The sequence below is a fragment of the Arthrobacter sp. NPDC057009 genome (assembly GCF_042673905.1).
GTDB lineage: Bacteria > Actinomycetota > Actinomycetes > Actinomycetales > Micrococcaceae > Arthrobacter.
In genome coordinates this window covers 123,043-147,608 of sequence record NZ_JBHUSB010000004.1, presented here as the reverse complement: position 1 = coordinate 147,608, position 24,566 = coordinate 123,043, and the positions used below count along the sequence as shown (strand labels likewise).

General features: G+C 67.4%; 23 protein-coding genes and 2 riboswitches. Of the genes, 7 read left to right on the top strand and 16 right to left on the bottom strand.

From position 1 onward, the window contains the following. Positions 1-10 precede the first annotated feature (10 nt). Positions 11-126, bottom strand: a riboswitch (SAM riboswitch). A gap of 105 nt (positions 127-231) precedes the next feature. Continuing rightward, a complete protein-coding gene (locus tag ACFTR6_RS06280) occupies positions 232-1,548 on the bottom strand; it encodes a bifunctional o-acetylhomoserine/o-acetylserine sulfhydrylase (protein ID WP_377957272.1) in 1,317 nt (438 codons plus the stop codon). Positions 1,549-1,591: 43 nt separating this feature from the next. Further along, a riboswitch (SAM riboswitch) is annotated at positions 1,592-1,708 on the bottom strand. 128 nt (positions 1,709-1,836) lie between these two features. Here ACFTR6_RS06280 and ACFTR6_RS06275 point away from each other — a divergent pair. Beyond that, positions 1,837-2,475 carry a VOC family protein gene (locus ACFTR6_RS06275; protein WP_076798258.1) on the top strand — a complete coding sequence of 213 codons (639 nt, stop codon included), beginning with the start codon at positions 1,837-1,839 and terminating at the stop codon, positions 2,473-2,475. Between the two features lie 110 nt (positions 2,476-2,585). Here ACFTR6_RS06275 and ACFTR6_RS06270 read toward each other — a convergent pair whose 3' ends face one another. Further along, a complete protein-coding gene (locus ACFTR6_RS06270) occupies positions 2,586-3,365 on the bottom strand; it encodes a CPBP family intramembrane glutamic endopeptidase (RefSeq protein ID WP_076798260.1) in 780 nt (259 codons plus the stop codon). 138 nt (positions 3,366-3,503) lie between these two features. Between ACFTR6_RS06270 and ACFTR6_RS06265 the strand changes: the two genes are divergently transcribed. Beyond that, a complete protein-coding gene (locus ACFTR6_RS06265; protein WP_377957271.1) occupies positions 3,504-4,184 on the top strand; it encodes a histidine phosphatase family protein in 681 nt (226 codons plus the stop codon). A 52-nt stretch (positions 4,185-4,236) separates the two neighbouring features. Here ACFTR6_RS06265 and ACFTR6_RS06260 read toward each other — a convergent pair whose 3' ends face one another. The 5 genes from ACFTR6_RS06260 to tdh all read right to left on the bottom strand — a co-directional run bounded on the left by ACFTR6_RS06260 (position 4,237) and on the right by tdh (position 9,878). Then, the gene (locus ACFTR6_RS06260; protein WP_076798263.1) at positions 4,237-5,025 is read right to left on the bottom strand and encodes a DeoR/GlpR family DNA-binding transcription regulator; all 789 of its coding nucleotides are present in this window, start codon (positions 5,023-5,025) and stop codon (positions 4,237-4,239) included. Positions 5,026-5,149: 124 nt separating this feature from the next. Then, entirely contained in the window at positions 5,150-6,388 is a 1,239-nt protein-coding gene (locus tag ACFTR6_RS06255; protein WP_377957270.1) for an amidohydrolase family protein, read from the bottom strand. A gap of 11 nt (positions 6,389-6,399) precedes the next feature. Beyond that, positions 6,400-7,512, bottom strand: coding sequence for an NAD(P)/FAD-dependent oxidoreductase (locus ACFTR6_RS06250; protein WP_377957269.1), 1,113 nt, complete (start codon positions 7,510-7,512; stop codon positions 6,400-6,402). A 46-nt stretch (positions 7,513-7,558) separates the two neighbouring features. Beyond that, on the bottom strand, positions 7,559-8,755 hold the full coding sequence (locus ACFTR6_RS06245) for a glycine C-acetyltransferase (protein WP_087873600.1): 1,197 nt from the start codon (positions 8,753-8,755) through the stop codon (positions 7,559-7,561). 76 nt (positions 8,756-8,831) lie between these two features. Next, on the bottom strand, positions 8,832-9,878 hold the full coding sequence (gene tdh, locus ACFTR6_RS06240) for an L-threonine 3-dehydrogenase (protein WP_076798272.1): 1,047 nt from the start codon (positions 9,876-9,878) through the stop codon (positions 8,832-8,834). 132 nt (positions 9,879-10,010) lie between these two features. Here tdh and ACFTR6_RS06235 point away from each other — a divergent pair, with 132 nt between their 5' ends. Next, on the top strand, positions 10,011-10,919 hold the full coding sequence (locus ACFTR6_RS06235) for a LysR family transcriptional regulator (RefSeq protein ID WP_076803479.1): 909 nt from the start codon (positions 10,011-10,013) through the stop codon (positions 10,917-10,919). A 75-nt stretch (positions 10,920-10,994) separates the two neighbouring features. Here ACFTR6_RS06235 and gatB read toward each other — a convergent pair whose 3' ends face one another. The 4 genes from gatB to ACFTR6_RS06215 all read right to left on the bottom strand — a co-directional run bounded on the left by gatB (position 10,995) and on the right by ACFTR6_RS06215 (position 16,178). After that, a complete protein-coding gene (gatB, locus tag ACFTR6_RS06230) occupies positions 10,995-12,500 on the bottom strand; it encodes an Asp-tRNA(Asn)/Glu-tRNA(Gln) amidotransferase subunit GatB (protein WP_377957268.1) in 1,506 nt (501 codons plus the stop codon). Next, positions 12,500-14,074: an Asp-tRNA(Asn)/Glu-tRNA(Gln) amidotransferase subunit GatA gene (gene gatA / locus ACFTR6_RS06225; protein ID WP_377957267.1), complete on the bottom strand. Its 1,575-nt coding sequence runs from the start codon at positions 14,072-14,074 to the stop codon at positions 12,500-12,502. The genes gatB and gatA overlap by 1 nt, the downstream gene beginning before the upstream one ends. Before the next feature lie 3 nt (positions 14,075-14,077). After that, the gene (gatC, locus tag ACFTR6_RS06220; protein WP_087873601.1) at positions 14,078-14,374 is read right to left on the bottom strand and encodes an Asp-tRNA(Asn)/Glu-tRNA(Gln) amidotransferase subunit GatC; all 297 of its coding nucleotides are present in this window, start codon (positions 14,372-14,374) and stop codon (positions 14,078-14,080) included. Between the two features lie 328 nt (positions 14,375-14,702). After that, a complete protein-coding gene (locus tag ACFTR6_RS06215) occupies positions 14,703-16,178 on the bottom strand; it encodes a CitMHS family transporter (protein WP_377957266.1) in 1,476 nt (491 codons plus the stop codon). Positions 16,179-16,353: 175 nt separating this feature from the next. Here ACFTR6_RS06215 and ACFTR6_RS06210 point away from each other — a divergent pair, with 175 nt between their 5' ends. Both ACFTR6_RS06210 and ACFTR6_RS06205 read left to right on the top strand, forming a co-directional pair. Then, complete coding sequence (locus ACFTR6_RS06210) at positions 16,354-18,090, top strand: ATP-binding protein (protein WP_377957265.1); 1,737 nt, start codon at positions 16,354-16,356, stop codon at positions 18,088-18,090. Between the two features lie 59 nt (positions 18,091-18,149). After that, positions 18,150-18,812 carry a response regulator gene (locus tag ACFTR6_RS06205; RefSeq protein ID WP_076798283.1) on the top strand — a complete coding sequence of 221 codons (663 nt, stop codon included), beginning with the start codon at positions 18,150-18,152 and terminating at the stop codon, positions 18,810-18,812. Between the two features lie 126 nt (positions 18,813-18,938). On the opposite strand, the gene ACFTR6_RS06200 is transcribed toward ACFTR6_RS06205, so the two are convergent. Beyond that, a complete protein-coding gene (locus ACFTR6_RS06200; RefSeq protein WP_003802026.1) occupies positions 18,939-19,322 on the bottom strand; it encodes a RidA family protein in 384 nt (127 codons plus the stop codon). 39 nt (positions 19,323-19,361) lie between these two features. Next, positions 19,362-19,874, bottom strand: coding sequence for a GNAT family N-acetyltransferase (locus tag ACFTR6_RS06195; RefSeq protein WP_076798287.1), 513 nt, complete (start codon positions 19,872-19,874; stop codon positions 19,362-19,364). Positions 19,875-20,071: 197 nt separating this feature from the next. On the opposite strand from ACFTR6_RS06195, the gene ACFTR6_RS06190 reads away from it, so the two are divergent. Together ACFTR6_RS06190 and ACFTR6_RS06185 are read left to right on the top strand one after the other, a co-directional pair. Then, positions 20,072-20,398, top strand: a complete 327-nt coding sequence (locus tag ACFTR6_RS06190; protein ID WP_377957264.1) for a hypothetical protein — start codon at positions 20,072-20,074, stop codon at positions 20,396-20,398. Next, a complete protein-coding gene (locus ACFTR6_RS06185) occupies positions 20,395-20,583 on the top strand; it encodes a hypothetical protein (RefSeq protein WP_377957263.1) in 189 nt (62 codons plus the stop codon). The genes ACFTR6_RS06190 and ACFTR6_RS06185 overlap by 4 nt, the downstream gene beginning before the upstream one ends. 76 nt (positions 20,584-20,659) lie before the next feature. On the opposite strand, the gene ACFTR6_RS06180 is transcribed toward ACFTR6_RS06185, so the two are convergent. The 3 genes from ACFTR6_RS06180 to ACFTR6_RS06170 are packed head-to-tail and all read right to left on the bottom strand — an operon-like array spanning position 20,660 to position 24,471. Continuing rightward, positions 20,660-21,499, bottom strand: a complete 840-nt coding sequence (locus ACFTR6_RS06180) for an inositol monophosphatase family protein (RefSeq protein WP_377957262.1) — start codon at positions 21,497-21,499, stop codon at positions 20,660-20,662. After that, on the bottom strand, positions 21,496-23,784 hold the full coding sequence (gene ligA / locus ACFTR6_RS06175; protein WP_377957261.1) for an NAD-dependent DNA ligase LigA: 2,289 nt from the start codon (positions 23,782-23,784) through the stop codon (positions 21,496-21,498). Before ligA ends, ACFTR6_RS06180 begins: the two co-directional genes overlap by 4 nt. A 48-nt stretch (positions 23,785-23,832) precedes the next feature. Continuing rightward, positions 23,833-24,471, bottom strand: coding sequence for a hypothetical protein (locus tag ACFTR6_RS06170; RefSeq protein ID WP_377957260.1), 639 nt, complete (start codon positions 24,469-24,471; stop codon positions 23,833-23,835). Positions 24,472-24,566: the final 95 nt, after the last annotated feature.

Sequence of the window (24,566 nt, the reverse complement as noted above, 5' to 3'; positions counted from 1 at the left end):
ACTACCTCTTCTTACGCGCTTGCCCGCCGTCAGCAGACCGGCAGGCCAGGTCTTCACCCGGGGCACCCCACCGCGGAAGGAGGGTTGCCGGCCAGCAAGCCGGGGCTGTCGCTGGCACTCATGACCTGTTGCCAAGTGTACGAAACAGGCGGACGCCTGCGCGAAGAATGTGACGGCTGTGTGACTCCCGGCCGGAAAACGGGACGGGAGCCACAGGGTCAGGCGGAGACGTCAGGCGCCTTTCGCGGCCCTGAATCCGGCATCGAGGTCGGCAAGGATGTCGTCGATGTGCTCCAGGCCGACGGACAGCCGGACCAGTCCGGGGGCAACCCCGGCAACGCTTTGCTGCTCCGGAGTCAGCTGGCTGTGCGTCGTCGACGCCGGGTGGATGACGAGGGAGCGGACGTCGCCAATGTTCGCCACATGGGAGTGCAGTTCCAGGGCATCCACGAAGCGCTTGCCGGCTTCGGCACCGCCCGCCACGGTAAAGGCCACCACCGCGCCGGTGCCTTTGGGCCCGTACTTCAGGCCGCGCTCATACCAGGGGCTGGACGGCAGTCCGGCGTAGGCGACGGATTCCACATCGTCCCGGGCCTCAAGCCAGCCAGCCACGGCCACGGCATTGGCCACGTGGCGCTCCACGCGCAGGCTCAGTGTTTCCAGGCCCTGCGCGATAAGGAAGGCATTGAACGGCGACACCGCCGAGCCCAGATCGCGGAGCAGCTGGACCCGCGCCTTCAGGATGTAGGACAGATTGGCGCCCAGGGCGCCGCCTGCGCCGAGGTCGCGGGCGTAGACGAGGCCGTTGTAGGTGGGGTCCGGCGTGTTGAAGCCGGGGAATCGTTCCGGGTCCTTACCGAAGTCGAAGTTTCCTGAATCCACGATGACACCGGCAATGGCGGCCCCATGTCCGCCCAGGTACTTGGTGGCCGAGTGCACCACGATGTCCGCGCCCCATTCAAGCGGCCTGATGAGGTAGGGGGTGGACAGGGTGTTGTCCACGATGAGCGGCACGCCGGCTTCGTGTGCTGCCCGGGAGACGCCCTCGATGTCGAGGACGTCCTGCCGCGGGTTGGACACCACTTCGGCGAAAAAGAGCTTGGTGTTCGGCTGGACTGCATCGCGCCACTGCTGCAGGTCGTCCGGGTCCGCCACGAAGGTAACGGAGACGCCGAACTTCTTCAGCGTGTGGGCCAGCAGGTTGTAGGTGCCGCCATAAAGGCTGGGACTGGCCACCACGTGGTCCCCGGCTTCGGCGATATTGAGGATGGCGTACGTTTCGGCGGCCTGGCCGGAGCTCAGGAGCAGCGCCGCAAGCCCTCCCTCCAGGCTGGCGATCCGCTGCTCGACGGCGTCCTGGGTCGGATTGCCGATCCGGGTGTAGATGGGGGCGATCTCGGCGAGCGCGAAACGGTCTGCTGCGCTGTCGGCGCTGGGGAAGACGAACGACGTCGTCTGGTAAATGGGCAGGGAGCGTGCGCCGGTGGCGCCGTCGGGCACCTGGCCGGCGTGGATCTGGCGCGTTTCAAATGACCATGCGTTGGACATGCAGGCTCCTGACGCTGAAGGGGCGTGTGCTGGTCCCGGCACAGGCCCGCGCTTGCCGCCCGGCGGGCGCCGCGCGGCCAGGTCTTCACCCGGGGCACCCCGCCGCGGTGGAGGGTTGCCGGCCAGCGAGCCGGGGCTTTTTTCGCTGGCGCTCATGACCTGCGATCAGTGTAGGAACAGCCCTTCCTCGCGCACAGCTTTGTGAAGAATTTCGTCAAAAGCTGGACATTTCGCAATGTTAGGGCACCCTAAGCTGAGAGCCCCGTCACAAAGTGCCAAGATGAGGGCATGCGCATGGATCACGTCTCTTACGCCTGTGAACACGATGGCCTCGCGGCCACCACCGAACGTATCTCCTCCGCCCTCGGCGTCGAAGCCGTTAAGGGCGGGGTGCACCCCCGGTTTGGAACCCGGAACATGATCATCCCGCTGGCCGGCCACAAGTACCTTGAGGTCGTTGAGGTCCTGGACCACCCGGCGTCGGACAAGGCACCGTTCGGCCAGGCCGTCCGGGCCCGGTCCGCAGCGGGCGGCGGCTGGATGGGCTGGTGCGTCGAAGTTGACGACCTCGCCCCGTTCGAGGAGCGCCTCGGCCGCTCCGCCGTCAACGGCAACCGCAAGTTTCCTGACGGCCGGGAACTTATCTGGAAGCAGATCGGCATCCTGGGGCTCATCGCGGACCCCCAGGTTCCGTACATGCTGAAGTGGGAAGGCGATCCGGAACTGCACCCGTCCAACGCCTATGACAGCAATGTGAAGATGTCCACCCTCACGATCGCGGGCTCCGCCGAGCGCGTGACCGAGTGGCTAGGCGAGCCCGTGGAACGGCCGCTGGAAGACGTCGCCGTGAACTGGGTGGCCCCGCACGGTACACCGGGAATCCTCTCCGTCACGTTCGAAACCGCAGCGGGCGCCGTCACCATCTGACGCGATTCCTGCCCTTCACTTCGGCCGCCATCAGCGGGTGCCAACGACGTCACCCGCCGATGGCGGCCGAATCACTTTTTAATACAGCCCGGCTATTAAAACAGCCCGGCCTAGCCCAGTCCGGCGGCCTTGCCGAACAGGCTGAACCCGACGAAGGCGACAATGTCCAGCAGCGCGTGCGCGATGACAAGCGGCATCACCCGGCGGGTCTTCGTGTAGACCCACGCGAACACCACGCCCATAACGGCGTTTCCGATGAAGGGCCCGAACCCCTGGTACAGGTGGTAGGTGCCGCGCAGCATCGACGAAACGAAGATCGCAAGGGGTACGGACCAGCCGAACTTGCCGAACCGGTCCAGCAGGTAGCCCACCACAATGACTTCCTCCACGACCGCGTGGCGCAGGGCAGACAGAATCAGCACGGGCACCGTCCACCAGTAAGCGTCCAGGCCGCTCGGGATGATCGCCGTCGTGATGCCGAGGGCGCGGCCGGCGGCATAAAGCCCCAGCGACGGGAGGCCGATCAGGGCGGCCAGCCCGAGACCCTGCAGCAGGTCCTTGCCGGGCCTGGCAAAGTTGAAGCCCAGTTTCCGGAAGGCGGAGCCGCCGTCCTGTCCTAGTCCGGAGTTGGACTGGCGCTGGTCGGTCAGGAAGTAGATGACCAGCAGGACCGGCACCAGGGCGAAGATGATGTCCAGGAGCTGATAGGTCAGGTCGAAGTATTCGCGGGTGCTCTGTGACCTGTTGAGCGTGGACGTCCCCTGCGCCAGCGGCGCCCGGGTCATCTTGTCCAGCAGCTGCACCACGGAATAGACGGCTGATTGCCCCAGCGACAGCCCAAGGACAATCCAGACTTCAAACCGCAGCCGGCGGCGGGAAGGAACCAACATGTTCCTATCTTGCCTGCACCCGCTGGTACTTTCCTGTCAGCCTGCCTGTTCCTGCCGCCGTCGTGCATTCCCGTCCAGCCCGTCGGTGCCGGTCCAGCTGCGCTGTAACCCTGCACAGTGACCCTATGCTGGGGAGCTATGAGCGCTCCCGGGAAAATCATCATGATCCGGCACGGCCAGTCGGCCGCCAACGCGGACACCTCCATCTACAACAGGGTGCCCGACTACCGGATACCGCTGACGGAACTTGGGCTGGAGCAGGCGAAGGCCGCCGGGGAGCGCGTCCGGCGCGAGCTCGACGGCCGGAAGGTGAGCGTCTACGTTTCACCGTACCTGCGCGCGTACCAGACCCTGGAGGCACTGGACCTGGGCTCCCTGACGGAACGGGTGATCGAGGAACCGCGGCTGCGCGAACAGGACTGGGCCAACTTCCAGATCTCCGGCGACATCGAGGACCAGAAGGAGCTCCGCAACGCCTACGGCCACTTCTTTTACCGCTTCCGGGAAGGCGAATCCGGTTCGGACGTCTACGACCGGATCTCCTCCTTCATGGAAACCCTGTACCGGCACTGGTCCAAGCCGGACTACTCCCCCAACAGCCTGCTGGTCACGCACGGGTTGACGATGCGGCTGTTCTGCATGCGCTGGTTCCACTGGTCCGTGGAGTACTTCGAGTCGCTGAACAACCCGGATAACGCCGAGATCCGCATGCTGGTGCGCAACGGCGAGGGCAAGTATGAACTCGATACGCCGTTCACGCAGTGGGTGGACCGGAGAGTGGACGAGACGGTGCTGGACGCGCCTCCTGTGATCTTCTGACGCCTTCTATTCCGGGCGCCCGATTAGGCACCGGTTTCCGGCGGCCGCCGGTTTAGGCGCCGGCGACGATCACTTCGGTGCCGCGCGCCTCGAACGCAGCCTTGTCCGCCGCGGAGATGCCGGCGTCGGTGATGAGCCGGGTGAAATCGTAGCCGTCCATGGTGGCGAACGCCCGGCGGCCCACTTTCGAGGAGTCCGCGATCACGTAGGAGACACTGGCCCGGCTGGCGAGCAGGGCGTTCACCGTGGCCTCGGCCTCGCCCGTGTTGGTGGGCCCCACCTCGGCATCGACGCCGTTGACCCCGATGAAGGCGATGTCCAGCACCACCTTCTGCATGATGATGTCCGTGTACGGGCCCACGAGTTCATACGACCGGGTGTTGAGGATGCCCCCGGTGACCATCACTTTGATGTTGGGCCGGACGGCAAGCTGCGAGGCGATGTTGATGGCGTTGGTCACCACCGTGAGCGTGGGCTGGTTCGACGGCGAGTTAAGATCTTCGCGGGTGGCCAGGATCTGCGCGAGGGCGGTGCTCGTGGTGCCGCCACACAGCCCGATGACCATGCCCGGGGCGATGAGGGCCGAGGCAGCGAGGGCGATCTCCTGCTTGGCCACGGCGTGGTCGTCCCGGTTGTACCTGCCGGGAAGGTCATAGGCCAGAGCGCCCGTGGTGGCGCCGCCGCGGGTCCGCGTCAGCAGCCGCCGCTTGGCCAGGCTGTCCAGGTCGCGCCGGGCCGTAGCGGGCGAGACGCCGAGCCGCGTGACAATCTCCTCAACTTCCACTTGGCCGGCTTCGGCAAGGAGATCAAGGATGGCCGTCAGTCGGTCGGTGCGGGTCATGCGTGGCCTTTCAAAATCAAAACCGTCACAAGAAATGACGTTTTTTGATTGTAGCAGACCTCTTATGATCAGCTTCCGTCACTACGGTGCGGAGGGTGGCTGCTGTAAACGGCCCCGCCCGACACTACCGTGCCCGCACCCCCGCGCGCCAAACGGCGTGGGTGAGCGGCATGCCGGGCCGGTAGGCGAGGTGCGTGGCGGAGGGGGCGTTGAGGACGTGCAGGTCCGCGCGGTGTCCGACGGCGATCGAGCCCACCGCGCGTTCGCCGTCGGCGTCGTTTCCGGACTCGCGCCGCAGCGCCAAGGCACCGCCGTACGTCGCCGCCCGCACGGCCTCATGCACGCTCAGGCCCATTTGTAGGACTGCGGTGGTGACGCAAAAGGACATGGAACTCGTGTAGGAGGTGCCGGGATTGCAGTTGGATGCCAGTGCGATGGGCACGCCAGCATCCAGCAGCTGCCGTCCGGGGGCCAAGGGCTGCCGCGTGGAGAGGTCGCAGGCCGGCAGGCAGGTGGCCACTGTTCCGCGGCTGTCTGTTCCGCGGCTGTCTGTTCCTCGGCTGCCCGTTCCAGCGGCATCCCAGCCGGACCAGCCGGCGGCGAGGTTGGCGATGTCCTGCTCCGAGAGATAGTTCACGTGGTCAACGCTGGCTGCGCCGAACTCCACCGCGAGGCTGACACCAGGGCCGTGCCCCAGCTGGTTGCCGTGCACCCGCAGCCCCAGCCCGGCGTCGCGGCTGGCCTGCAGCACGGCGCGGGACTGCTCCTCGGAAAAGGCGCCCCGTTCGCAGAACACGTCGGCCCAGCGGACATATGGGCGGGCGGCCTCCAGCATGGGGCCGCAGGCGAGCCTGGTGTATTCGTCCGCGTCAATGCCGGCCGGCACGAGGTGGGCGCCCAGGTACGTGACCTCGTCCGCCACCGTGGAGGCGATACGGGCGCTCCTGGCCTCCTGCTCCACATCCAGGCCGTACCCGGTTTTCGTCTCCAGGTACGTGGTGCCCTGGGACACGGCTTCGGCGACGCGGCCCTGCGCCAGCCTTGTGAGGTCATAGTCGCTGGTGTTCCGGGTGGCGTTCGTCGTGACGGCGATGCCGCCCGCGCTGTACTCCTCCCCCGCCATCCGCGCCTCGAATTCCGCCGTCCGGTCCCCGGCAAAAATCAGGTGCGTGTGGGAGTCCACCCAGCCGGGCAGCACGGCACGGCCGCCGGCGTCCACGGCATCGTCGGCCGCGGGAGCTGAGGCTGCCGGGCCGATCCAGGAGATGCGTTCCCCTTCGATCACCACTGCCGCGTCCTTGAGGACACGGTGCTCTGCGTCCTGGGTCATCAGTTCGGCAATGTTGGTGATCAGGGTGCTCATGGATCCATTCTTCAGCGCCGGATGGACCAGCGTGTCGCGGCCAGGGCATCCGCCGTCCGGGATACCGGACTGCCACCGGCCTCGGGTCCCGCCTCGGGTCCTGCAAGGATCAGGGCCGCGGCCAGTTCCGCGATGCCGGACGACGTCTGGAACCCGTAGCCGCCCTGGCCGGCAAGCCAGAAGAACCCGCGCGCCTCGGCGTCGAACCCCACCACCGGGACGCCGTCGGCCGCTTCGGTGCGCAGCCCGGTCCAGGCGGTGCGGACGGCGCCGATCCCCAGCGTCGTCAGCGTATTGAGCCGGGCGATGAGCCGCTCCACGTCCCCGGGACGGGGACGTGCGTCCTCCGCGGCGCTGGCCACGTGCTCCGACGGGGAGACCAGCACGTCGCTGCCTTCCCGGCGGAAGTAGAAGGAGTCGTCTGCGGCGGCCACCATGGGGCTGCCTTCCGGCAGCGGATGGTCGACGGCGGCCACCGCCGCCGTGCGGCGGTACGGCTGCAGGCCGATCTTCTCGACGCCGCTCAGCACCGCCAGCTCGTCGGCCCATGCACCCGCCGCGTTAACCAGCACGCCGGCGGAGAAGCCTTCCTGTCCGGCACCGATCTCCCAGCCCGACCCCAGCCGCTGGGCGGAGTGGACGCGGGCGCCTGTGATGATGTCCACACCGGCAGCCTCGGCGCGCGCCCGGTGCCGTTCCAGCAGCACCGGCGCATCGCAGCCGAAGGACCCGGTGTCCAGGCCGGCGGCGGAGAAGGCCTCCGGCTTCAGGGCCGGGCACAAGCCGAGCGCTTCCGCGTGGCTGATCAGGCGCATCGCGCCGCTGGCCTCGGCCCGCACCGTCTCTTCGTCCCCGATGAGCAGAAAGCTCCGCGGGGAAAGCACGGGCCGGGACTCGCCGGCGTCGTCCGCGGCGATCAGCTCAAGGGTGCGGACGGTGAGTTCCTGGACCACCGGCGGACCGTAGCTGGGGATGAGCTGCCGGGCGGAGCGCGAGGACGTGTGGTAGGCGAGCTGCTGTTCCGCCTCCACGAGGGCCACGGTGCATGTGCCGGCGAGCGCGGAGGCGAGGGACAGCCCGGCGATCCCGCCGCCCACGATGACTACGTCATAGGTTGATGCCATGGGCTCAATCTTTACAGATGCCCGGAACTTTACGGACGGGCGGGCGCTAGGCAGTCACCGCGTCCCGGCTCTTCACGAAGGCTTGGACGCAGGTTTCGACGTCGTCGGCACTGTGCGCGGCGGACAGCTGGACGCGGATGCGGGCGGCCCCGCGCGGGACCACGGGGAAGCTGAAGGCCGTCACGTAGACCCCGTGCTGGAGCATCTGGTCCGCCACCTTGGCTGCAAGGACGGCGTCGCCGAACATGACCGGCACGATGGCGTGTTCGCCGTCGAGCAGCTCGAAGCCTTCCTCGGTCATCCGGCGCCGGAACAGCTCGGCGTTCCGGAACAGGGTGGCCCGCAGCTCCCCGGAGGTCTGCACGAGCTCCAGTGCCTTGATGGTGGCCGCCACGATGGCCGGCGCGAGCGAGTTGGAGAAGAGGTAGGGACGCGCCTTCTGCCTGAGCATCGCCACCACCTCACCACGGCCGGAAACGTACCCGCCGGACGCGCCACCCAGGGCCTTGCCGAAAGTGCCGGTGTAGATGTCCACGCGGTCGGAGACGCCGGCGTGCTCGGGCGTTCCGGCTCCGGTGGGGCCCATGAAGCCGACGGCGTGCGAATCGTCCACCATCACCAGGGCGTCGTGCTTCTCGGCGAGGTCGCAGATGGCCTCCAGCGGAGCGAGGTAGCCGTCCATGGAGAAGACGCCGTCCGTGACGATGATCTTCCGCCGGGCGTCCTTCGCCTCGACGAGCTTGGCTTCCAGGTCGGCCATGTCCTGGTTCGCGTACCGGAACCGCTGCGCCTTGCAGAGCCGGATGCCGTCGATGATTGAGGCGTGGTTGAGGGCGTCGGAGATGACGGCGTCCTCCGGGCCGAAGAGCGATTCGAAAACCCCGCCGTTGGCGTCGAAGCAGCTCGAGAACAGGATGGTGTCCTCGGTGCCCAGGAACTTCGAGACCCTCGCTTCGAGTTCGAGGTGGAGGTCCTGGGTGCCGCAGATGAACCGGACGCTGGCCATGCCGAAGCCGCGCTCGTCCATGGCGGCCTTGGCCGCCGCGATGATCTCCGGGTGGTCGGCCAGGCCGAGGTAGTTGTTGGCGCAGAAGTTCAGGACCGGCGAACCGGCCTCGCCGATCTGCCCGGCAGTGATGTGGCTGGCCTGGGCGGAGTCGATGTGCCGCTCGGTCTTGTAGAGGCCTGCGGTGCGGATGTCGTCCAGCTCGGCGCGGAGCTGGTTCTTGATGGCTGAGTACATGGCGGGTTCTCCTCGGCTGGGAAACTGTCGGAAACTAACTAAGGGATGGGGCCGGAATTCCGGCCGGGATTGCGGGTCAGATTTCCGACCAGTCGAGCACCACTTTGCCGCCGACGCCAGCCTTCGCGATTTCAAAGCCCTTCTCCCACTGGGAGGCCGGCAGCACGTCCGTGACCACGGCGGAGATGCTGGCGTGCAGCGCAGGGTTGGAGGACAGCATGGCGCTCATGGCGTACCAGGTCTCGTACATCTCGCGGCCGTAGATGCCCTTCAGGGTCAGCATGTGTGTGACCACCTTGCCCCAGTCGATGTCGATGGACTGGCTGGGCAGGCCCAGCATGGCGATGCGCCCGCCGTGGTTCATGTTGTCGATCATCTCCGGCAGCGCCGTCGGATGGCCGGACATCTCCAGTCCGATGTCGAAACCCTCGCGCATGCCCAGCTCCCGCTGCGCTTCCCTGACCCGGGTCCTGGAGACGTCGATGGCGAGGTCGACGCCGAGCTGCCGGGCAAGCTCCAGCCGGGGCGCCGAGACGTCGGTGATGGCGATCTTGCGGGCACCGGCGTGGCGCGCCACGGCTATGGCCATGAGGCCGATGGGCCCGGCCCCGGTGATCAGCACGTCCTCGCCCACGAGCGGGAAGCTCAGTGCTGTGTGCACGGCGTTGCCGAAGGGGTCGAAGATGGCACCGAGTTCGGGCGTGACGGACGGGTCCTTGTGCACCCAGACGTTTGTTTCCGGAATGACCACGTATTCGGCGAACGCGCCGTCCCGCTGTACGCCGACGCTGACGGTGTGGATGCACATCTGCCGCCGGCCGGCGCGGCAGTTGCGGCAGATGCCGCAGACGATGTGCCCTTCGCCGGAGATCCGGTCGCCGATCTTGACGTAGCGCACGTCCTCGCCGGTGGCGACGACTTCGCCGTAGAACTCGTGCCCGGCGATCAGCGGGGCCTCGATGATCCCCTGCGCCCAGGCATCCCAGGACTGGATGTGCAGGTCGGTGCCGCAGATGCCCGTAGTGAGCACGCGGATCTTGACCTCGCCCGGGCCCGCCTCGGGTTCCGGGCGGTCTGTCAGTTCGAATCCGGCGTGTGCGCCGGCCTTGTAGAGCGCCTTCATTGGCATCCTTACGTTCGGCATGCGGTGGCATGCGGTGAATCTTCCTTCATTAGAGCCACCATTGACCCGTTAGCACAAGCGGATTTTTCTCAATCGACGATTAAGGAATCGCTAAGGAATAAGATGGGCGGCATGGAGATCCACCAGCTTGAAATGCTGCGGGAGCTTGGCGCGCTCGGAAGCGTCAAGGCCGTGGCTGACACCCTGCTCGTCACTCCCTCGGCGGTGTCCCAGCAGCTGGCCCAGCTGCAGAAAAGCGTTGAGGTGCCGCTGACGCGCAAGGAGGGCCGGAACCTGGTGCTCACCGAGGCCGGACAGGTGCTCGCGGACGCGGGTGCCGCCGTCGTCAGTGCCATGGCCGACGCGCGGATGGCGATCGGGGCGTACCACGGTTCCACGGTGGCGCCGGTGACGGTGAGCGGATTCCACAGTGCGGGGCAGGCGCTGTTTGCGCCGCTGGCCCGGCTGCTGGACGGCCCGGACAAACCGAAGGTGCTGCTCTCGGACGAGGACGTGGCGCAGCAGGATTTCCCCGCGCTGACGGCGCGGTACGACCTCGTCCTGGCGCACAGGATGGACCACAGCCCCAAGTGGCCGGAGGAAAGGGTGGCGGTGATACCGCTGGCCCATGAGCCGCTGGATGTTGCGCTGCCGGCGGGGCACCGCCTGGCCGCCCAGGCGGCCCTGACGGCGTCCGACGTCGTTGGCGAACCGTGGGTGACCAGCCGCGCCGGCTACTCCCCCGCGGACGTGCTGTCCGCCGTCGCCGCGGTGTCCAGCCGGGAGCTGAACATCGTGCACCGGATCAACGACTACTCAACGGTGGCGGCTTTGGTGGCCTCGGGCAGCGTGATCGGCCTGCTGCCGCGGCACACGGCGCGACCGGTGCTCAATGCGGACATCGTGCTGCGGCCGCTGCAGGGCATCAGCACCCGGCGCCGGATCGATATCCTGGCCCGTCCGGAAAACCTGAAGCGCGCGTCGGTCCGGGTGGTGTGCGAGGCGCTGCAGGACATCATGGCGCGCCTCAGCCACAGTTAAATTCAACTGGGTCGCAGTTGTTGCCGTTATGAACCCTCAAAACGACAACAACTGCGACCCAGTTGGGCTACGAGGCTAAACGGTGACGCCGAGCTTCTCCAGGATCAGCTCGCGCACGCGGCCGGCGTCGGCCTGGCCGCGGGTGGCCTTCATGACGCCGCCGACGATGGCGCCGATAGCCTGAACCTTGCCGCCGCGGATCTTGTCCGCGACGTCGGGCTGCGCGGCCAGGGCTGCGTCGATGGCTTCCAGGAGCGGCCCGTCGTCGGACACCACGGCCAGGCCGCGCTTCTCGACGACCTCGGCCGGGGTGCCTTCGCCGGCGAGCACGCCGTCCAGCACCGCGGAGGCCATCTTGTTGTTGATCTTGCCGGCCTCCACCATCTTGCTCAACTCAACGATGGTGGCGGGCTCGATGCCCAGCTGGCCGGGATCGACGTCGGCATTCTTGGCGCGGCCCACGATCTCGCCCATCCACCACTTGCGGGCCACGGAAGCGGTGGCACCGGCCGCGATGGTTTCCTCGATTTCGTCCAGCACACCGGCGTTGACGACGTCGCGGAACTCCAGGTCCGAGTAGCCCCAGTCCTGCTTCAGACGCTTGCGGCGCTCGGCCGGCGGCTCGGGCAGCGTGGCGCGGAGCTCCTCCACCCATTCCCGGGAGGGAACAACGGGAACCAGGTCCGGCTCCGGGAAGTAGCGGTAATCATCGGCGTCGGACTTTTCCCGGCCCGACGTCGTCGTGCGCGTGTCCTCGTGCCAGTGCCGGGTTTCCTGGATGACCGGCTCACCGGAGTCCAGAACGGCGGCGTGGCGCTGGATCTCGTAGCGGACGGCGTGTTCGACGGCGCGCAGCGAGTTCACGTTCTTGGTCTCGGACCGGATGCCGAAGCGTTCGCGGCCGTGCGGGCGCAGCGAGACGTTGGCGTCGCAGCGGACGTTGCCGCGCTCCATCCGCGCGTCCGAGACGCCGAGGTTCTTGACGATTTCCCGCACCGCGGCGACGTAGGCCTTGGCGAGCTCGGGGGCGCGGGAACCGGCACCCTCGATCGGCTTGGTGACGATCTCCACGAGCGGAACGCCGGCGCGGTTGTAGTCCACGAGCGAGTACTCCGCACCCTGGATGCGTCCGGCGGAACCGCCCAGGTGGGTCAGCTTGCCGGCGTCCTCCTCCATGTGCGCGCGCTCAATCTCGACGCGGAACACCGTGCCGTCCTCGAGTTCGATGTCCAGGTAGCCGTCATAGGCGATCGGCTCGTCGTACTGGGACGTCTGGAAGTTCTTGGGGGTGTCCGGGTAGAAGTAGTTCTTCCGGGCGAAGCGGCAGGACTCGGCGATCTTGCAGTTCAGCGCCAGGCCGATCTTGATGGAGGATTCCACCGCGGTCTTGTTCACGACCGGCAGGACGCCGGGCATGCCCAGGTCCACCTCGTTGACGTTGGTGTTGGGCTCGTCGCCGAACACGTTGGGCGCGGAGGAGAACATCTTGGTCTTCGTGTTGAGTTCAACGTGGACCTCGAACCCCAGGACGGGGTCGTACTTCTCCATGGCTTCTTCGAAGCTCAGAATCGCGTCAGACATCAGTGTGAACCTCCGTGGCTCGGGACGGCGCCAACAGTTGCGGCGAGGTCGGGTGCCTTGTCCAGCAGCGGACCGCCCCACTTCGCCTCCAGCAGGGATTCCAGGACAGCGCCCACCCGGTACAGCCGGGCGTCCTCGCGGGCGGGTGCCAGCAGCTGGATGCCGACCGGCAGGCCGTCCTCGTCGGCCAGGCCGCCGGGCAGGGACAGCCCGGGGACGCCGGCCATGTTGGCGGGAATGGTCGCGACGTCGTTCAGGTACATGGCCAGCGGGTCGTCGAGCTTCTCGCCGAGCTTGAACGCCGTGGTGGGCGCCGTGGGGGAAATCAGGACGTCGGCCTTGGCGAAGGCGGCGTCGAAGTCACGCTGGATGAGCGTGCGCACCTTCTGCGCGGAGCCGTAGTAGGCGTCGTAGTAGCCGGCCGACAGCGCGTACGTGCCCAGGATGATGCGGCGCTTGACCTCGTCGCCGAACCCTGCGGCGCGGGTGGCGCCCATGACGCGTTCGATGGTCATTGGCGGCTCTTCGGGCAGGACGCGCAGGCCGTACCGGACGCCGTCGAACTTGGCCAGGTTGGAGGAGGCCTCCGAGGGCATGATCAGGTAGTAGGCGCCCAGGGCGTACTGGAAGTTGGGGCAGGACACCTCAACGATTTCCGCGCCCGCTTCCTTGAGCAGCTCGAGGGATTCGTTGAAGCGGTTCTCGACGCCGGCCTGGTAGCCCTCGCCGTGGAGCTCCTTGATGATGCCGATCTTCATGCCGTCCACGTTGCCGGTCCGGGCCGCGGCCACCAGGTCCCCGAGGGAGTCGGGCAGGGAGGTGGAGTCGAGAGGGTCGTGGCCGCCGATGACCTGCTGCAGCAGGGCCGAGTCCAGGACGGTCCGGGAAACCGGGCCGATCTGGTCCAGTGAGGACGCCATGGCGATGGCACCGTAACGGGACACGCCGCCGTAGGTGGGCTTGACGCCGACGGTGCCGGTGACGGCGCCGGGCTGGCGGATGGATCCGCCGGTGTCCGTGCCCAGGGCCAGCGGGGCTTCGAAGGCGGCCACGGCGGCTGCCGATCCGCCGCCCGAACCGCCGGGGATGCGGTCCAGGTCCCACGGATTGCGGGTGGGTCCGAACGCCGAGTGCTCGGTGGAGGAGCCCATGGCGAACTCGTCCAGGTTGGTCTTGCCCAGGATCGGCATCTTCGCGGCGCGCAGCTTCTTGACGACGGTGGCGTCGTAGGGGCTGTGCCAGCCTTCGAGGATTTTGGAACCGGCGGTGGTGGGCTGGCCGATGGTGACGATGAGGTCCTTGACGGCGATCGGAACGCCGGCCAGTTCGTGCAGCTCCTCGGCTTCCTTCCCGCCGGCGGCGCGGATGGCGTCCACCTCGGCGGCGACGGCGAGTGCTTCCTCGGCGTTGACGTGCAGAAACGCGTTGACGCCGCGCTCCCCTCCATCAACGGCGGCGATGCGGTCCAGGTGCGCCTGGGTGACCTCGACGGCGGTCACTTCGCCGGCGGCGAGCTTGGCGGCCAGTTGGGCTGCGGAGAGCCGGATGAGTTCTGTGCTGTTGGTTTCAGTCATGTTCTAGTCCTCATCCAGGATTGCCGGGACCTTGAAGCGGTCTGCATCCGAGTCCGGAGCGCCGGAGAGTGCCTGCTCTGCGGTGAAGACATGCCCCACCACGTCCTCGCGGAACACGTTGCTCAACGGAATCGGGTGCGAAGTGGCCGGAACGCCGTCCCCTGCGGCCTCGCTCACGGACTTTACCGCGTCTACGATGACGGCAAGTTCGCCGGCCATCCTGTCCAGCTCTTCAGCACTCATCTCAATGTGCGCGAGCCGCGCTAGGTGCGCGACGTCGTCACGGTTGATCGCAGCCATGGATCTCCCTGCAAGTTCGGAATGGGTTTCCGAACTAGTCTACTGTCACGTTGCCCTGCCCCTCCGCACTTGTAGTCGTCTTCCGGCCCCGGGCCGGACGATCCTCCGCGTGCTCGCTCGCACACCCGCCGTCCCCCTTCCCTCGCAAGCTCGGGCAGGAAACCCTGACGGCGGGCACTCGCTTAGACGCACGCTTCCGGATGTCCGTCCCGTTGCCGGTGTGCCTATCTCACCTTGTGTCTCCCCCGACAAACAAAAAGCAGAGTGCGGGGATCATTCCGCACTCTGCTTTCCTTTTGTTTAGTCCGGGCCTTCGGGTGGCGAATCCTCAGTGGATGCCGATGGCTCCGGTCAGCATTCCTACTGCCAGCATGACCAGGGAGACGACGGCGCTGCGCCACAGGACCTTCTTGTGGTGGTCGCCCAGGTCCACCTTGGCCAGGGAGACCAGGAGCAGAATGGCCGGAACCAGCGGGCTCTGCATGTGGAACGGCTGGCCGGTGATGGAGGCGCGGGCCATCTCGGCGGCACTGATGCCGTAGTGTGCTGCGGTTTCGCTCAGGACGGGCAGCACACCGAAGTAGAAGGCGTCATTGCTCATGAAGAACGTCATCGGGATGCTGAGGACACCGGTGATGACTGCCAGGAGCGGACCCATGCTGGACGGGATGATCTGCACCAGCCACGCGGACATTGCCTCAACCATGCCGGTGCCGGTCAGCACGCCGGTGAGGACGGCGGCGGCCATGACCATGCTCACGACGGCAACGATCGACGGCGCGTGGGCCACTAGCTGTGCGCCCTGGTCCTTGACGTTCGGGAAGTTCACCAGCAGGGCGATCGCGGAACCCACCATGAAGACGTACGGCAGGGGCACGAGGTCGGCGATGAGCATGCCCATGACTGCGACGGTGAGGCCCAGGTTGAACCACTGCAGCTTGGGGCGCAGGGTCTTCCGGTTGGGGTCCAGGGCGGTGTCTGCCATGGCGGTGTCGGCGTCGTCGACCAGAAGTTCGGTGCGCTCCAGGACAGCCACCGGGGAACCTTCGGGGGAACCGCCGACGGTGGGGCCTCCCGTTGCGGGAACAGGTGCGGAACCGTTGCGGCCGGTGGAGCCGGCGCCGCCGGCGGCAGCTCCGCCGTCGAACGCTTCAGCAGTTTCCGGCACTCCCCAGATTTCCGGCTGGGTGGCGCGGAGGCGGTTGCGTTCCTGCAGGCCGAGGATCCAGGCGAAGACCAGGACGACGGCAAGGCCGGCGATCAGCGACGGGAGCATGGGAACGAAGACCTCGTTGACGTCGATCTTCAGGGCGGTGGCGGCGCGGGCAGTGGGGCCGCCCCACGGCACGATGTTCATGGTGCCGTTGGCCAGCCCTGCCACGCAGGTGAGGACCACCGGGCTCATCTTCAGGCGGAGGTAGATCGGCAGCATGGCCGCGGTGGTGAGGATGAAGGTGGTGGAGCCGTCGCCGTCGAGGGACACCGCGGCAGCCAGGAGCGCAGTGCCCAGGACCACCTTGGCGGGGTCATTGCCGAGCTTGCGCAGGATAAACCGGACCAGCGGATCGAACAGCCCGACGTCGATCATCAGGCCAAAGTAGATGATGGCGAACATCAGCAGCGCGGCGGTGGAGGTCATGGACTTCATCGAGTCCATGACCATGTCGCCGATGCCGAGACCGGCGCCAGCGAACAGACCGAAAACGGTGGGGACGATGATCAGCGCCAGCACTGGCGTCAACTTCTTCGTCATGATCAGCACCATGAAAACCGCGATCATGGCGAATCCAAGTAATACCAGCACAGCCGGCTCCTTCTTAGTGAACGGCACCACCCCGGTGTGATGCGTACTACAGAGGTTAGGGTGGCCCGGATCACGGCAGTGCCTTTGGCTCAATTGATTGGCATACTGCTTATTGGGAGCATTTTGCGCATTCTGCTCAACAGCCGCCCGCCCGTCCCAACCCCAAAGGAGTGCCATGATGAGCCCCGCCGGCAGGCTTCCGCTCAGGTTCTCCACCCAGACGCTGCTGCTGCAACTGGGCGTGGTGCTCCTCGTGGTGCTGCTCAGCGGCGCGGTGCACGCGTGGCTGACCTTCGAGCGGCTGGGCCGCGAGGCGGAAAACCAGGCACTCACACTGGCCCGCACGGTGGCTTCGGACCCTTCGGTCCGGGCCAATGTGCAGGCGATCAGCCGGCGGACCGGCACTCCCCCGCCCGCGGTGCTGAAGGACGGCCCGCTCATGGCGGCGGCCGAGGGCGCCCGTGCCCGCACCGGCGCCCTGTTCGTTGTGATCACGGACGAAACAGGCCTTCGCCTGGCCCATCCCGACGCCGACCGGCTGGGCGAGCGGGTCAGCACCGATCCGTCCGAGGCACTGGCGGGCCGCGAGGTGACCACCCGCAACACCGGCACGCTGGGGCCGTCCGCCGGGGCCAAGGTTCCCGTGTTCGCACCCGACACGGCTTCAGGAACGGGCGGCGCCGGTGCGGGCTCCGGGGAGCGGACGGTGGTGGGCGAGGTGAGCGTCGGCTATTCCACCGAATCCATTGGGCAGAGCCTGGCCCGGGACATCGTGCCGATCGTGCTGACCGCTGCCGGCTCCCTGGCCGCCGGCGCCCTGGCCTCCTTCCTGCTCCGGCGGCGGCTGCAGCGCCTCACGCTCGGTCTTGAACCGGAGGAAATCGGCGCGCTGGTGCACGACCAGGTGGCGGTGCTGGAAGGCGTGGACGAGGGGGTCGTGGGCATCTCCGCCGACGGCCGCATCAGCGTGTTCAACGCCGCCGCCCAGCGTCTCCTCGGCCAGCCCGACCTGTCCGGGCGGCTCTGGCAGGACGCTCCCGTACCCGCCCGGCTCAAGGCCCTCACCCTGCCCGATGCCCGGGAAGGCGAGGCCGTGGAACTGGTCGCCGGGGAGCAGGTCCTCGTGGCGAGTGCCCGGAAGGCGCTGCACCGCCGCGAAGACCTCGGCTGGGTGGTCATGCTCCGCGACCGCACCGAACTCCAGCACCTGACCCGGCAGCTGGACGCCGTCGGAACCATGTCCACCGCACTGCGCGCGCAGCGGCACGAGTTCGCCAACCAGCTGCACACGATCGCCGGCTTCATGAGCATCGGACAGCACCAGCAGGCACGGGATTACCTTGAGCGGCTTGCCGCCACAGGTCCGCTGAAGTTCCCCGTGGACCAGGCGGAACTGCTCCAGGACCCGTACCTGCAGGCATTCATCGGGGCGAAGGGCGTGGAAGCCGACGAACGCGGGGTATCGTTGCGGATCGGGCCGGAAACACTGGTGCGCGGCCAGGTGACGGAGCCGCAAGACGTCACCACGGTACTCGGCAACCTCATCGACAACGCCGTGAACGCGGCAGTGGCCGGCACGGCCGCCGAGCGCTGGGTGGAGCTCGAACTGCTCGATGAGGAGGGCCACGGCGGCGGCACCCTGCACGTCGTCGTCGCAGATTCCGGCGATGGCCTGCCGGCCGGCGCCGATCCGGAGGCTGTGTTCGCCGAGGGATTTACGACGGCGAACGGCAACGGTGTCCGCGGGCAGGTGCGGGCCGGAGGCGGCCAGGGCCTGGGCCTCGCCCTGGCCCGGCAGCTGGCACGGCGGCGCGGCGGCGACGTCACGGTCCTGGAACCGGGGAACAGCGGTGGCCCCGGCGCCGTATTCATGGCCACCCTGCCGGGGACCACCACGGCGCGCAAAGACTGATGGCCTGCAAACACTGATGAATCGCGGAAAGCTGATGAAGACCGGACGGAAGGACGAGGATGTCTGAGGATTTCAGGGTGCTGATCGTGGATGACGACTTCCACGTCGCCAAGCTCCACGCGACGTACGTGGATTCGGTGGCGGGGTTCCTGGCGCTGCCGCCGGCAGGGTCGGCGTCGCTGGCGCTGCAGTCCATCCACAGCCTGCGCCCGGACCTGGTGCTGCTGGATGTGTACCTGCCCGACGCCTCGGGCCTGGACCTGCTGCACCAGCTGGACGTGGACACCATGATTCTCAGTGCGGCGTCGGATGCGGCATCGCTGCGGACGGCCTTCCGGCGCGGCGCGCTCGGGTACCTGCTCAAGCCGTTCACGGCCGAGTCATTGTCGCAGCAGCTGCGCTCCTATGCCCGGTACCGGCGGATCCTCGGCCAGCCCGGTGCCCTGGACCAGGAAACGGTGGAGCGGGCGAAGCGGGCACTCATTCCCGGTGACGTCTCGACGTCGGCCAAGCCCAGGTCTGCGACGGAGGCTGCGGTGCTCGAGTCGCTGGTTCCCGGCGAGCAGTACTCGGCGGCCGACGTCGCCGGGCGGGTGGGCGTATCCCGGGCCACGGCCCAGCGGTACCTGTCCTCGCTCGCGGACGACGGCGCCGTCGAGATCCAGCTCCGCTACGGCACCACCGGCCGCCCCGAACACCGCTACGGCCTCCCGGCACAATAGCCCCAGGACAAGCGCGAACGTACAGTTGTGGCCCCACCGCCACGCGCGAACGTACAGTTGTGGCCCCAAAACCGGCGGGTTCTGGGGCCACAACTGTACGTTCGCGCTGTGTAGTTTCGGGAGGTGCTAGCTGGCGCTCTTTTGGGCGACGAGCTCGATCTCTACCAGCATTTCCGGGTCGAGGAACGGCAGCACGTGAACCAGCGACAGCGTCGGGCGGATCTCGCCGAAGACCTCGCCGTGCGCACGGCCGGCGTCCTCCCACTTGCTGATGTCCGTCAGGTACAGCTTCGACTGCACGACGTCCGCCAGTGCGAATCCTGCGTCGGCCAGGACGGTCTCCAGCTTCTGCAGGATGAACCGGGTCTGCTCGTAGAAGTCGCTGCCGACGATGCCGTTCTCGCCGCTGGCGGAGGTGGCGGAAATGTAGAGCGTGTTGTCCACCTGGACCGCTCGGGAGTAGCCGAGCTTCTGTTCCCAGACCGAGCCGGTGCCGAATGTCTTGCGCATGCTGCGCCTTTCGCTAAAGGGATTTAAGTCGGCTCCACTCTAGGCGGGGCGGACGTCCAGCCTGAAAACCAGCAGCTTTATGTCGGTGCCGGGCACGTACCAGTCGCGCTCGGGAACCCGGCGGAACCCCGTCTTCCGGTACAGCCCGTGGGCACTCTCCCAGTCCCCGCCTGTGGTGAGCGCCACCGCACGGATGCCGTCCAGTGACCTGGCATGGGCAATGATCGCCTCCACCATCGCTTTGCCGGCGCCGCTGCGCTGCACCGCCGGATCCACCACGAGCATGCGGAACTCGAGTTCGTCCTGCAGGGCGATATCGGCATACGGCTCACCCGCGAGCGCCAGGGTCACCGAGCCGATGATCCTGCCCGCGCGCTCCGCGACCCAGATGGTGGCCCGGTCCGCGCGGGTGGCCACGTCCTGGATCTGCCGCATGTACGGATGCTCAGCGTCATCGAAGTAGCCGGCCGCCAGATAGGCGTCCCGGGTAATGCGGGCAATGGCCGGATAGTCGGCGGGAACGGCGGGACGGACGGTGATCTGCGGCTGCACCTGTCAATGGTAGTGCCGGCGCTCGGGTGCGCTGCGCGCAACAGCTGTTTCCGTGACTGATCTATCACGGTCCGTGGGTTGCCCTTCCTGTGTTTTGGTTGTGGACGCGCCCGGCTGCCGGGACGATAATTCCTGCACCGCATTTCCTGCGCCAGTCGTAAGGAAATGCGGTGCACATCGGAATGAAGGAGAGGGCCATGAATGAGGAAGGGGCTCCGCGGCTAACGGTCGTGCAGCCCGGACAGGGCAGGGAGGCATCACTTGGCGGCATCGGCGTGGTGTTCAAGCTTTTCGGCGAGGACACCCACCAGCAGCTTTCCATCGTGGAGCACCCGTTCCCCGTCGGCGCGCTGGTGCCTCCGCACATCCACACCCGTGAAGACGAGTACTCGATCGTCCTCGAAGGCGAAATAGGGTTCCGGTCCGGTGACCGGGAGGCGGTCTTGGTGCAGGCGGATACATCACCAAGCCGCGGAACGAACTCCACACCATGTGGAACGCGGGCAAGGTGCCGGCCCGCATGATCGAGGTGATCAGCCCGGCGGGCTTTGAACACTTCTTCTGGGGCATGGCCAACCAGCTCGAGGCCGGGCTCCCGGACCCCGAGACGGTCCAGAAACTCGCGGCGCACTTCGGCCTGCGCTTTGCTGAGGCGCCCTGGCTGCCGGACATCATTGCGCGCTACAACCTGACGCCCCCGCGGATGTAACGCCCCGCCGGGCCGGGCCCTGCGTGGGCTGGCCCGGGAACGCCGGCAGAGCAAGAGCCCCTGGCGGAGCAAGAGCCTAAAGCGGGAACTTGCCGGACATCTCCAGCGCACCCGCGCAGGTCCAGGCGGACAGCCGTTCCTCGGCGGAGGGACCGCCGTCGAGCGGGCTGGTGAGCCGCGGACGGCGGACCCAGCATCCGGCTTCCTCGGCCACCAGGGCACCTGCGGCGAAGTCGTGCTCGTTCAGGCCCCGCTCGCCGAAGGCATCGACTGTTCCGTCGGCGACCATGCAGAGATCCAGGGCGGCCGAGCCGAGCCGCCGCACATCGGCGAAGCCGTCCACAAAACTGCCTAGCGCCGCGAACTGCTCCGCGCGCACCCCGGGGTCGTAGCTGAATCCGGTGGAGAGGATCTGTCCGGTGCGGCCGGGAACCGGACCGTTGAGCCGGACCCGCTTTCCGTCCTGTTCCAGCCAGGCGCCCTGGCCCCTTGAGGCGTAGTACACGCGGCCCAGCGCGGGGGCGTGCACGACGCCGGCCAGCCAGACGCCGTCGGAATCGGCAACAGCCACCGAGGTGGCGTAGTAGACGATGTTGCGGATGAAGTTGGTGGTGCCGTCGAGCGGGTCAATGGACCAGCGCAGCCCGGTGGGCTTTTCCGGACGGGTGGTTCCGTGTTCCTCGCCTGTGATCGCGTCGCCAGGGCGTGCGCTGTGGATGGCCGTGCGCACGGCTTCCTCTGCGGCCACGTCGAAGGCGGTGACCCAGTCGCCGGCTTCGCCCTTGTTGGTGACCGTCCCGGTGTCCAGGGCACCGTGGCTGCGTTCGGCGAGAACATTGGCACCGGCTGCCGCCGCGGCCTTGGCCACATCGAGAAGCTGGTTGAGGTCCACGGCGTCGGTTACTGCTTGCGTCATTCGGAGTCCTCCTGGTCTTGCGGAGTGGGGGTTGCCTCGGGATCGTCAGGTTCATCTTCAGCGGCGGGTGCCGGCCCGTTGGCCAGCAGCTCGCGGAATCCGTCCTCGTCCAGGACAGGAACACCGAGCTGCTCGGCTTTGTCCAGCTTGGTGCCGGCGTTGTCGCCGGCCACGAGGTAGTCGGTTTTCTTTGACACTGAGCCTGCTGCCTTGCCGCCCCGGACCAGGATCGCTTCCTTGGCCTCGTCCCGGCTGAAGCCCTCCAGGGTTCCCGTGACCACCACGGTCAGCCCTTCCAGGGTGCGCGGCGTGGACTCGTCCCGTTCATCCTTCATCCGGACCCCCGCGGCGGCCCAGCGGTCGATGATCTCCACGTGCCAGTCTTCGGCGAACCACTCCTTGAGCGCCGCGGCGATGGTGGGGCCCACCCCGTCCACGCCCGCCAGTTCCTCCTCGGACGCCTGCCGGATGGCGTCCATGCTGCCGAAGTGGTTGGCCAGGGCGCGTGATGCGCGGGGGCCGACGTGCCGGATGGACAGCGCCACCAGCACGCGCCACAGCGGCTGCGTTTTGGCTTTTTCGAGCTCGTTGAACAGCTTCCCGGTGGTGGCCGTCGGCTTGGACGGCGTCTTGGCCGTGCCCTTGCTGTAGAAGTAGGGCACCAGCTCGAACTCGCCGGTGGGCACACCCTTGGACCGCTTCTCGCGCCGGATCTTCACCGGTTCAAGGTCCTCCGGCGTCAGGTCGAACAGGGCCGCCTCACTGACCAGAGGCGGGACCTCGGGTTCCGTCGGCTGGGTCAGCGCGATCGCGGCCTCCCAGCCGAGGGCCTCAATGTCGAACGCTCCGCGGCTGGCAACGTGGAACACCCGCTCACGCAGCTGCGACGGGCAGGACTTGGCGTTGGGACAGCGGATGTCCACGTCCCCTTCCTTCCCGGGAGCAAGCGGAGTTCCGCAGGACGGGCATTCCGTGGGCATCACGAAATCCCGCACGGGCGGGTCCTGCTGGTCCCGGAGCGCCAGCACCGGGCCAACGATCTCGGGGATGACGTCCCCGGCCTTGCGCAGCACCACGATGTCGCCGATCTTGACGCCCTTGGCCTTGACCACGTCCTGGTTGTGCAGAGTGGCCATTCCCACGGTGGAGCCCGCGACCTTGACGGGCTCCATGATCCCGAACGGCGTGACCCTGCCGGTGCGCCCGACGTTCACGGCGATGTCCAGGAGCTTGGTGTGCACTTCCTCGGGCGGGTACTTGTAGGCGACGGCCCAGCGCGGCACACGCGTGGTGTAGCCCAGGGCACGCTGGGTGGCGAAGTCGTCGATCTTCACCACGATGCCGTCGATCTCGTGGAGCAGGCTGTGCCGCTTGTCCCCGTACTTTTCGATGAATTTCAGCACCTCGGCCGGGCTGCCGAGCACTTCGAAGTAGGGGCTGACGGGCAGCCCCCACTCGGCCAGGAGCCGGTAGGTCTCGGACTGGCTGGCGGCCTGCAGGCCTTCGCGGGCGCCGATGCCGTGAACGAACATCTGCAGCGGGCGCTTGGCGGTTTCGGCCGGGTCCTTCTGGCGGATCGAGCCGGCGGCGGCGTTCCGGGGGTTGGCCAGCGGCGCCTTGCCTGCCTCAATCAACGCCTCGTTGAATTCGGCGAATGCCTTGGACGGGATAAACACCTCGCCGCGGATTTCCATCTCAGCGGGGAAGCCGCTGCCGCTGAGCTGCTGCGGGATCTCCTTGATGGTGAGCACATTGTGTGTGATGTCCTCGCCGGTGGTGCCGTCACCGCGCGTGGCGGCCCGGACCAGCTTTCCGTCCCGGTACAGCAGGTTCACGGCGAGGCCGTCAATTTTCAGCTCGGTTAGCCAGGCAGCCTGCGGATTTCCGGACTTGGCAACCCCGGCCTCCGCCTTAGCGATCCAGGCCTGCAGTTCCTCGATGGAGAAGACGTCCTCCAGGCTGTACATCCGCTGGAGGTGTTCGACGGCGGCAAACGCCGCGGACACTTCCCCGCCAACCTCCTGGGTGGGCGAATCGTTGGACACGAGCTCCGGATGCAGCGCCTCGAGTTCCTCCAGCCGGCGAAAGAGGGCGTCGAACTCGGCGTCGGAGACGAGGGGCTCGTCCTCCTGGTAGTACGCGAACCGGTACTTCCGGACAAGGTCCGCCAGGTTCTCGTACTCATCCCGTACGGACTCAGAGGGAACGGCTTCCGGCTCAAGCTCGTCTGTGGCTGCGCCGGTTCCCGTGGCTGCGTTGTCTGTGGGGCCTGATGGTGTGCTCACAGACCTATCTTGCCTTACAGCCCCGACATTTTTCCGGGAGGCAGGCTCCTACCAGTGACCGGACAGGCGGTTCCGGCTCCACAGCGCGAAGGCCAGGCCGCCCAGACCCACCAGGAGGACAACCCCCATGATGGCGAACAGCCCAAAGATTCCGATGCCGGAGGTCTTTTCCACGGATACGACGGCGGCCCGGCTGGCCGCCGCTGTGGCGATCGGTTTGGTCCAACTGGACTCGGCCATGGTCGTGGACGACGACGGACCGGGGCTGGAGGAGGCAGAGGCTGCCGGGACGGCAGGGGGTGTTGCCACCTGGACCGCTTCGGCCGCGACGGCGCCTTCGAATGTCGGGGCCACCAAGGGTGTGCGGGTGGGGGCGGGCCGCGCCGGTACCGGCGCAACGCGCGGAGCAGCCGGCGCCACGGACTGCACAGGAGCGGGGGCAGGCGCCGGAGCCTTCGGCGCCGGCGCCGGCGCCGGGGCGGAGGAAGTCGGCGCGGGGGCCGCCGTCGTCGGGGCAGGGGAAACGGACGACGGCGGGGCGATGGGCACAGGCGACTCAGAGCACTGTTGCTCCGGCAGGCAGGCGGCCTGGGCCGCTCCGGCGGCGCCGGACACTGCCGTGAAAGCCAGCATGGCGGCGGCGATTCCGGGCAGCAGCGCGCCCCGCAGACGGGTGATTCCTATCATGAAGTACCTTTGCATCCACGCAGGACACGCGCCCGCACCAAGTTTTATCCCGGGTATTTTCCTACAGTTCCGCGCGGGGCACCAAATTGGCTGCC

Bases quoted from the DNA above. Each gene is read 5' to 3' on its own strand.
- ACFTR6_RS06210 (WP_377957265.1), top strand. From the start codon at position 16,354: ATGATGAGCCCCGCCGGCAGGCTTCCGCTCAGGTTCTCCACCCAGACG.
- ACFTR6_RS06190 (WP_377957264.1), top strand. From the start codon at position 20,072: ATGAATGAGGAAGGGGCTCCGCGGCTAACGGTCGTGCAGCCCGGACAG.
- ACFTR6_RS06185 (WP_377957263.1), top strand. From the start codon at position 20,395: ATGATCGAGGTGATCAGCCCGGCGGGCTTTGAACACTTCTTCTGGGGC.
- ACFTR6_RS06265 (WP_377957271.1), top strand. From the start codon at position 3,504: ATGAGCGCTCCCGGGAAAATCATCATGATCCGGCACGGCCAGTCGGCC.
- ACFTR6_RS06180 (WP_377957262.1), bottom strand. From the start codon at position 21,499: ATGACGCAAGCAGTAACCGACGCCGTGGACCTCAACCAGCTTCTCGAT.
- tdh (WP_076798272.1), bottom strand. From the start codon at position 9,878: ATGAAGGCGCTCTACAAGGCCGGCGCACACGCCGGATTCGAACTGACA.
- ACFTR6_RS06205 (WP_076798283.1), top strand. From the start codon at position 18,150: ATGTCTGAGGATTTCAGGGTGCTGATCGTGGATGACGACTTCCACGTC.
- gatA (WP_377957267.1), bottom strand. From the start codon at position 14,074: ATGACTGAAACCAACAGCACAGAACTCATCCGGCTCTCCGCAGCCCAA.
- ACFTR6_RS06260 (WP_076798263.1), bottom strand. From the start codon at position 5,025: ATGACCCGCACCGACCGACTGACGGCCATCCTTGATCTCCTTGCCGAA.
- ACFTR6_RS06270 (WP_076798260.1), bottom strand. From the start codon at position 3,365: ATGTTGGTTCCTTCCCGCCGCCGGCTGCGGTTTGAAGTCTGGATTGTC.
- ACFTR6_RS06200 (WP_003802026.1), bottom strand. From the start codon at position 19,322: ATGCGCAAGACATTCGGCACCGGCTCGGTCTGGGAACAGAAGCTCGGC.
- ACFTR6_RS06245 (WP_087873600.1), bottom strand. From the start codon at position 8,755: ATGTACTCAGCCATCAAGAACCAGCTCCGCGCCGAGCTGGACGACATC.
- gatC (WP_087873601.1), bottom strand. From the start codon at position 14,374: ATGGCTGCGATCAACCGTGACGACGTCGCGCACCTAGCGCGGCTCGCG.
- gatB (WP_377957268.1), bottom strand. From the start codon at position 12,500: ATGTCTGACGCGATTCTGAGCTTCGAAGAAGCCATGGAGAAGTACGAC.
- ACFTR6_RS06235 (WP_076803479.1), top strand. From the start codon at position 10,011: ATGGAGATCCACCAGCTTGAAATGCTGCGGGAGCTTGGCGCGCTCGGA.
- ACFTR6_RS06255 (WP_377957270.1), bottom strand. From the start codon at position 6,388: ATGAGCACCCTGATCACCAACATTGCCGAACTGATGACCCAGGACGCA.
- ACFTR6_RS06170 (WP_377957260.1), bottom strand. From the start codon at position 24,471: ATGATAGGAATCACCCGTCTGCGGGGCGCGCTGCTGCCCGGAATCGCC.
- ACFTR6_RS06275 (WP_076798258.1), top strand. From the start codon at position 1,837: ATGCGCATGGATCACGTCTCTTACGCCTGTGAACACGATGGCCTCGCG.
- ACFTR6_RS06280 (WP_377957272.1), bottom strand. From the start codon at position 1,548: ATGTCCAACGCATGGTCATTTGAAACGCGCCAGATCCACGCCGGCCAG.
- ACFTR6_RS06250 (WP_377957269.1), bottom strand. From the start codon at position 7,512: ATGGCATCAACCTATGACGTAGTCATCGTGGGCGGCGGGATCGCCGGG.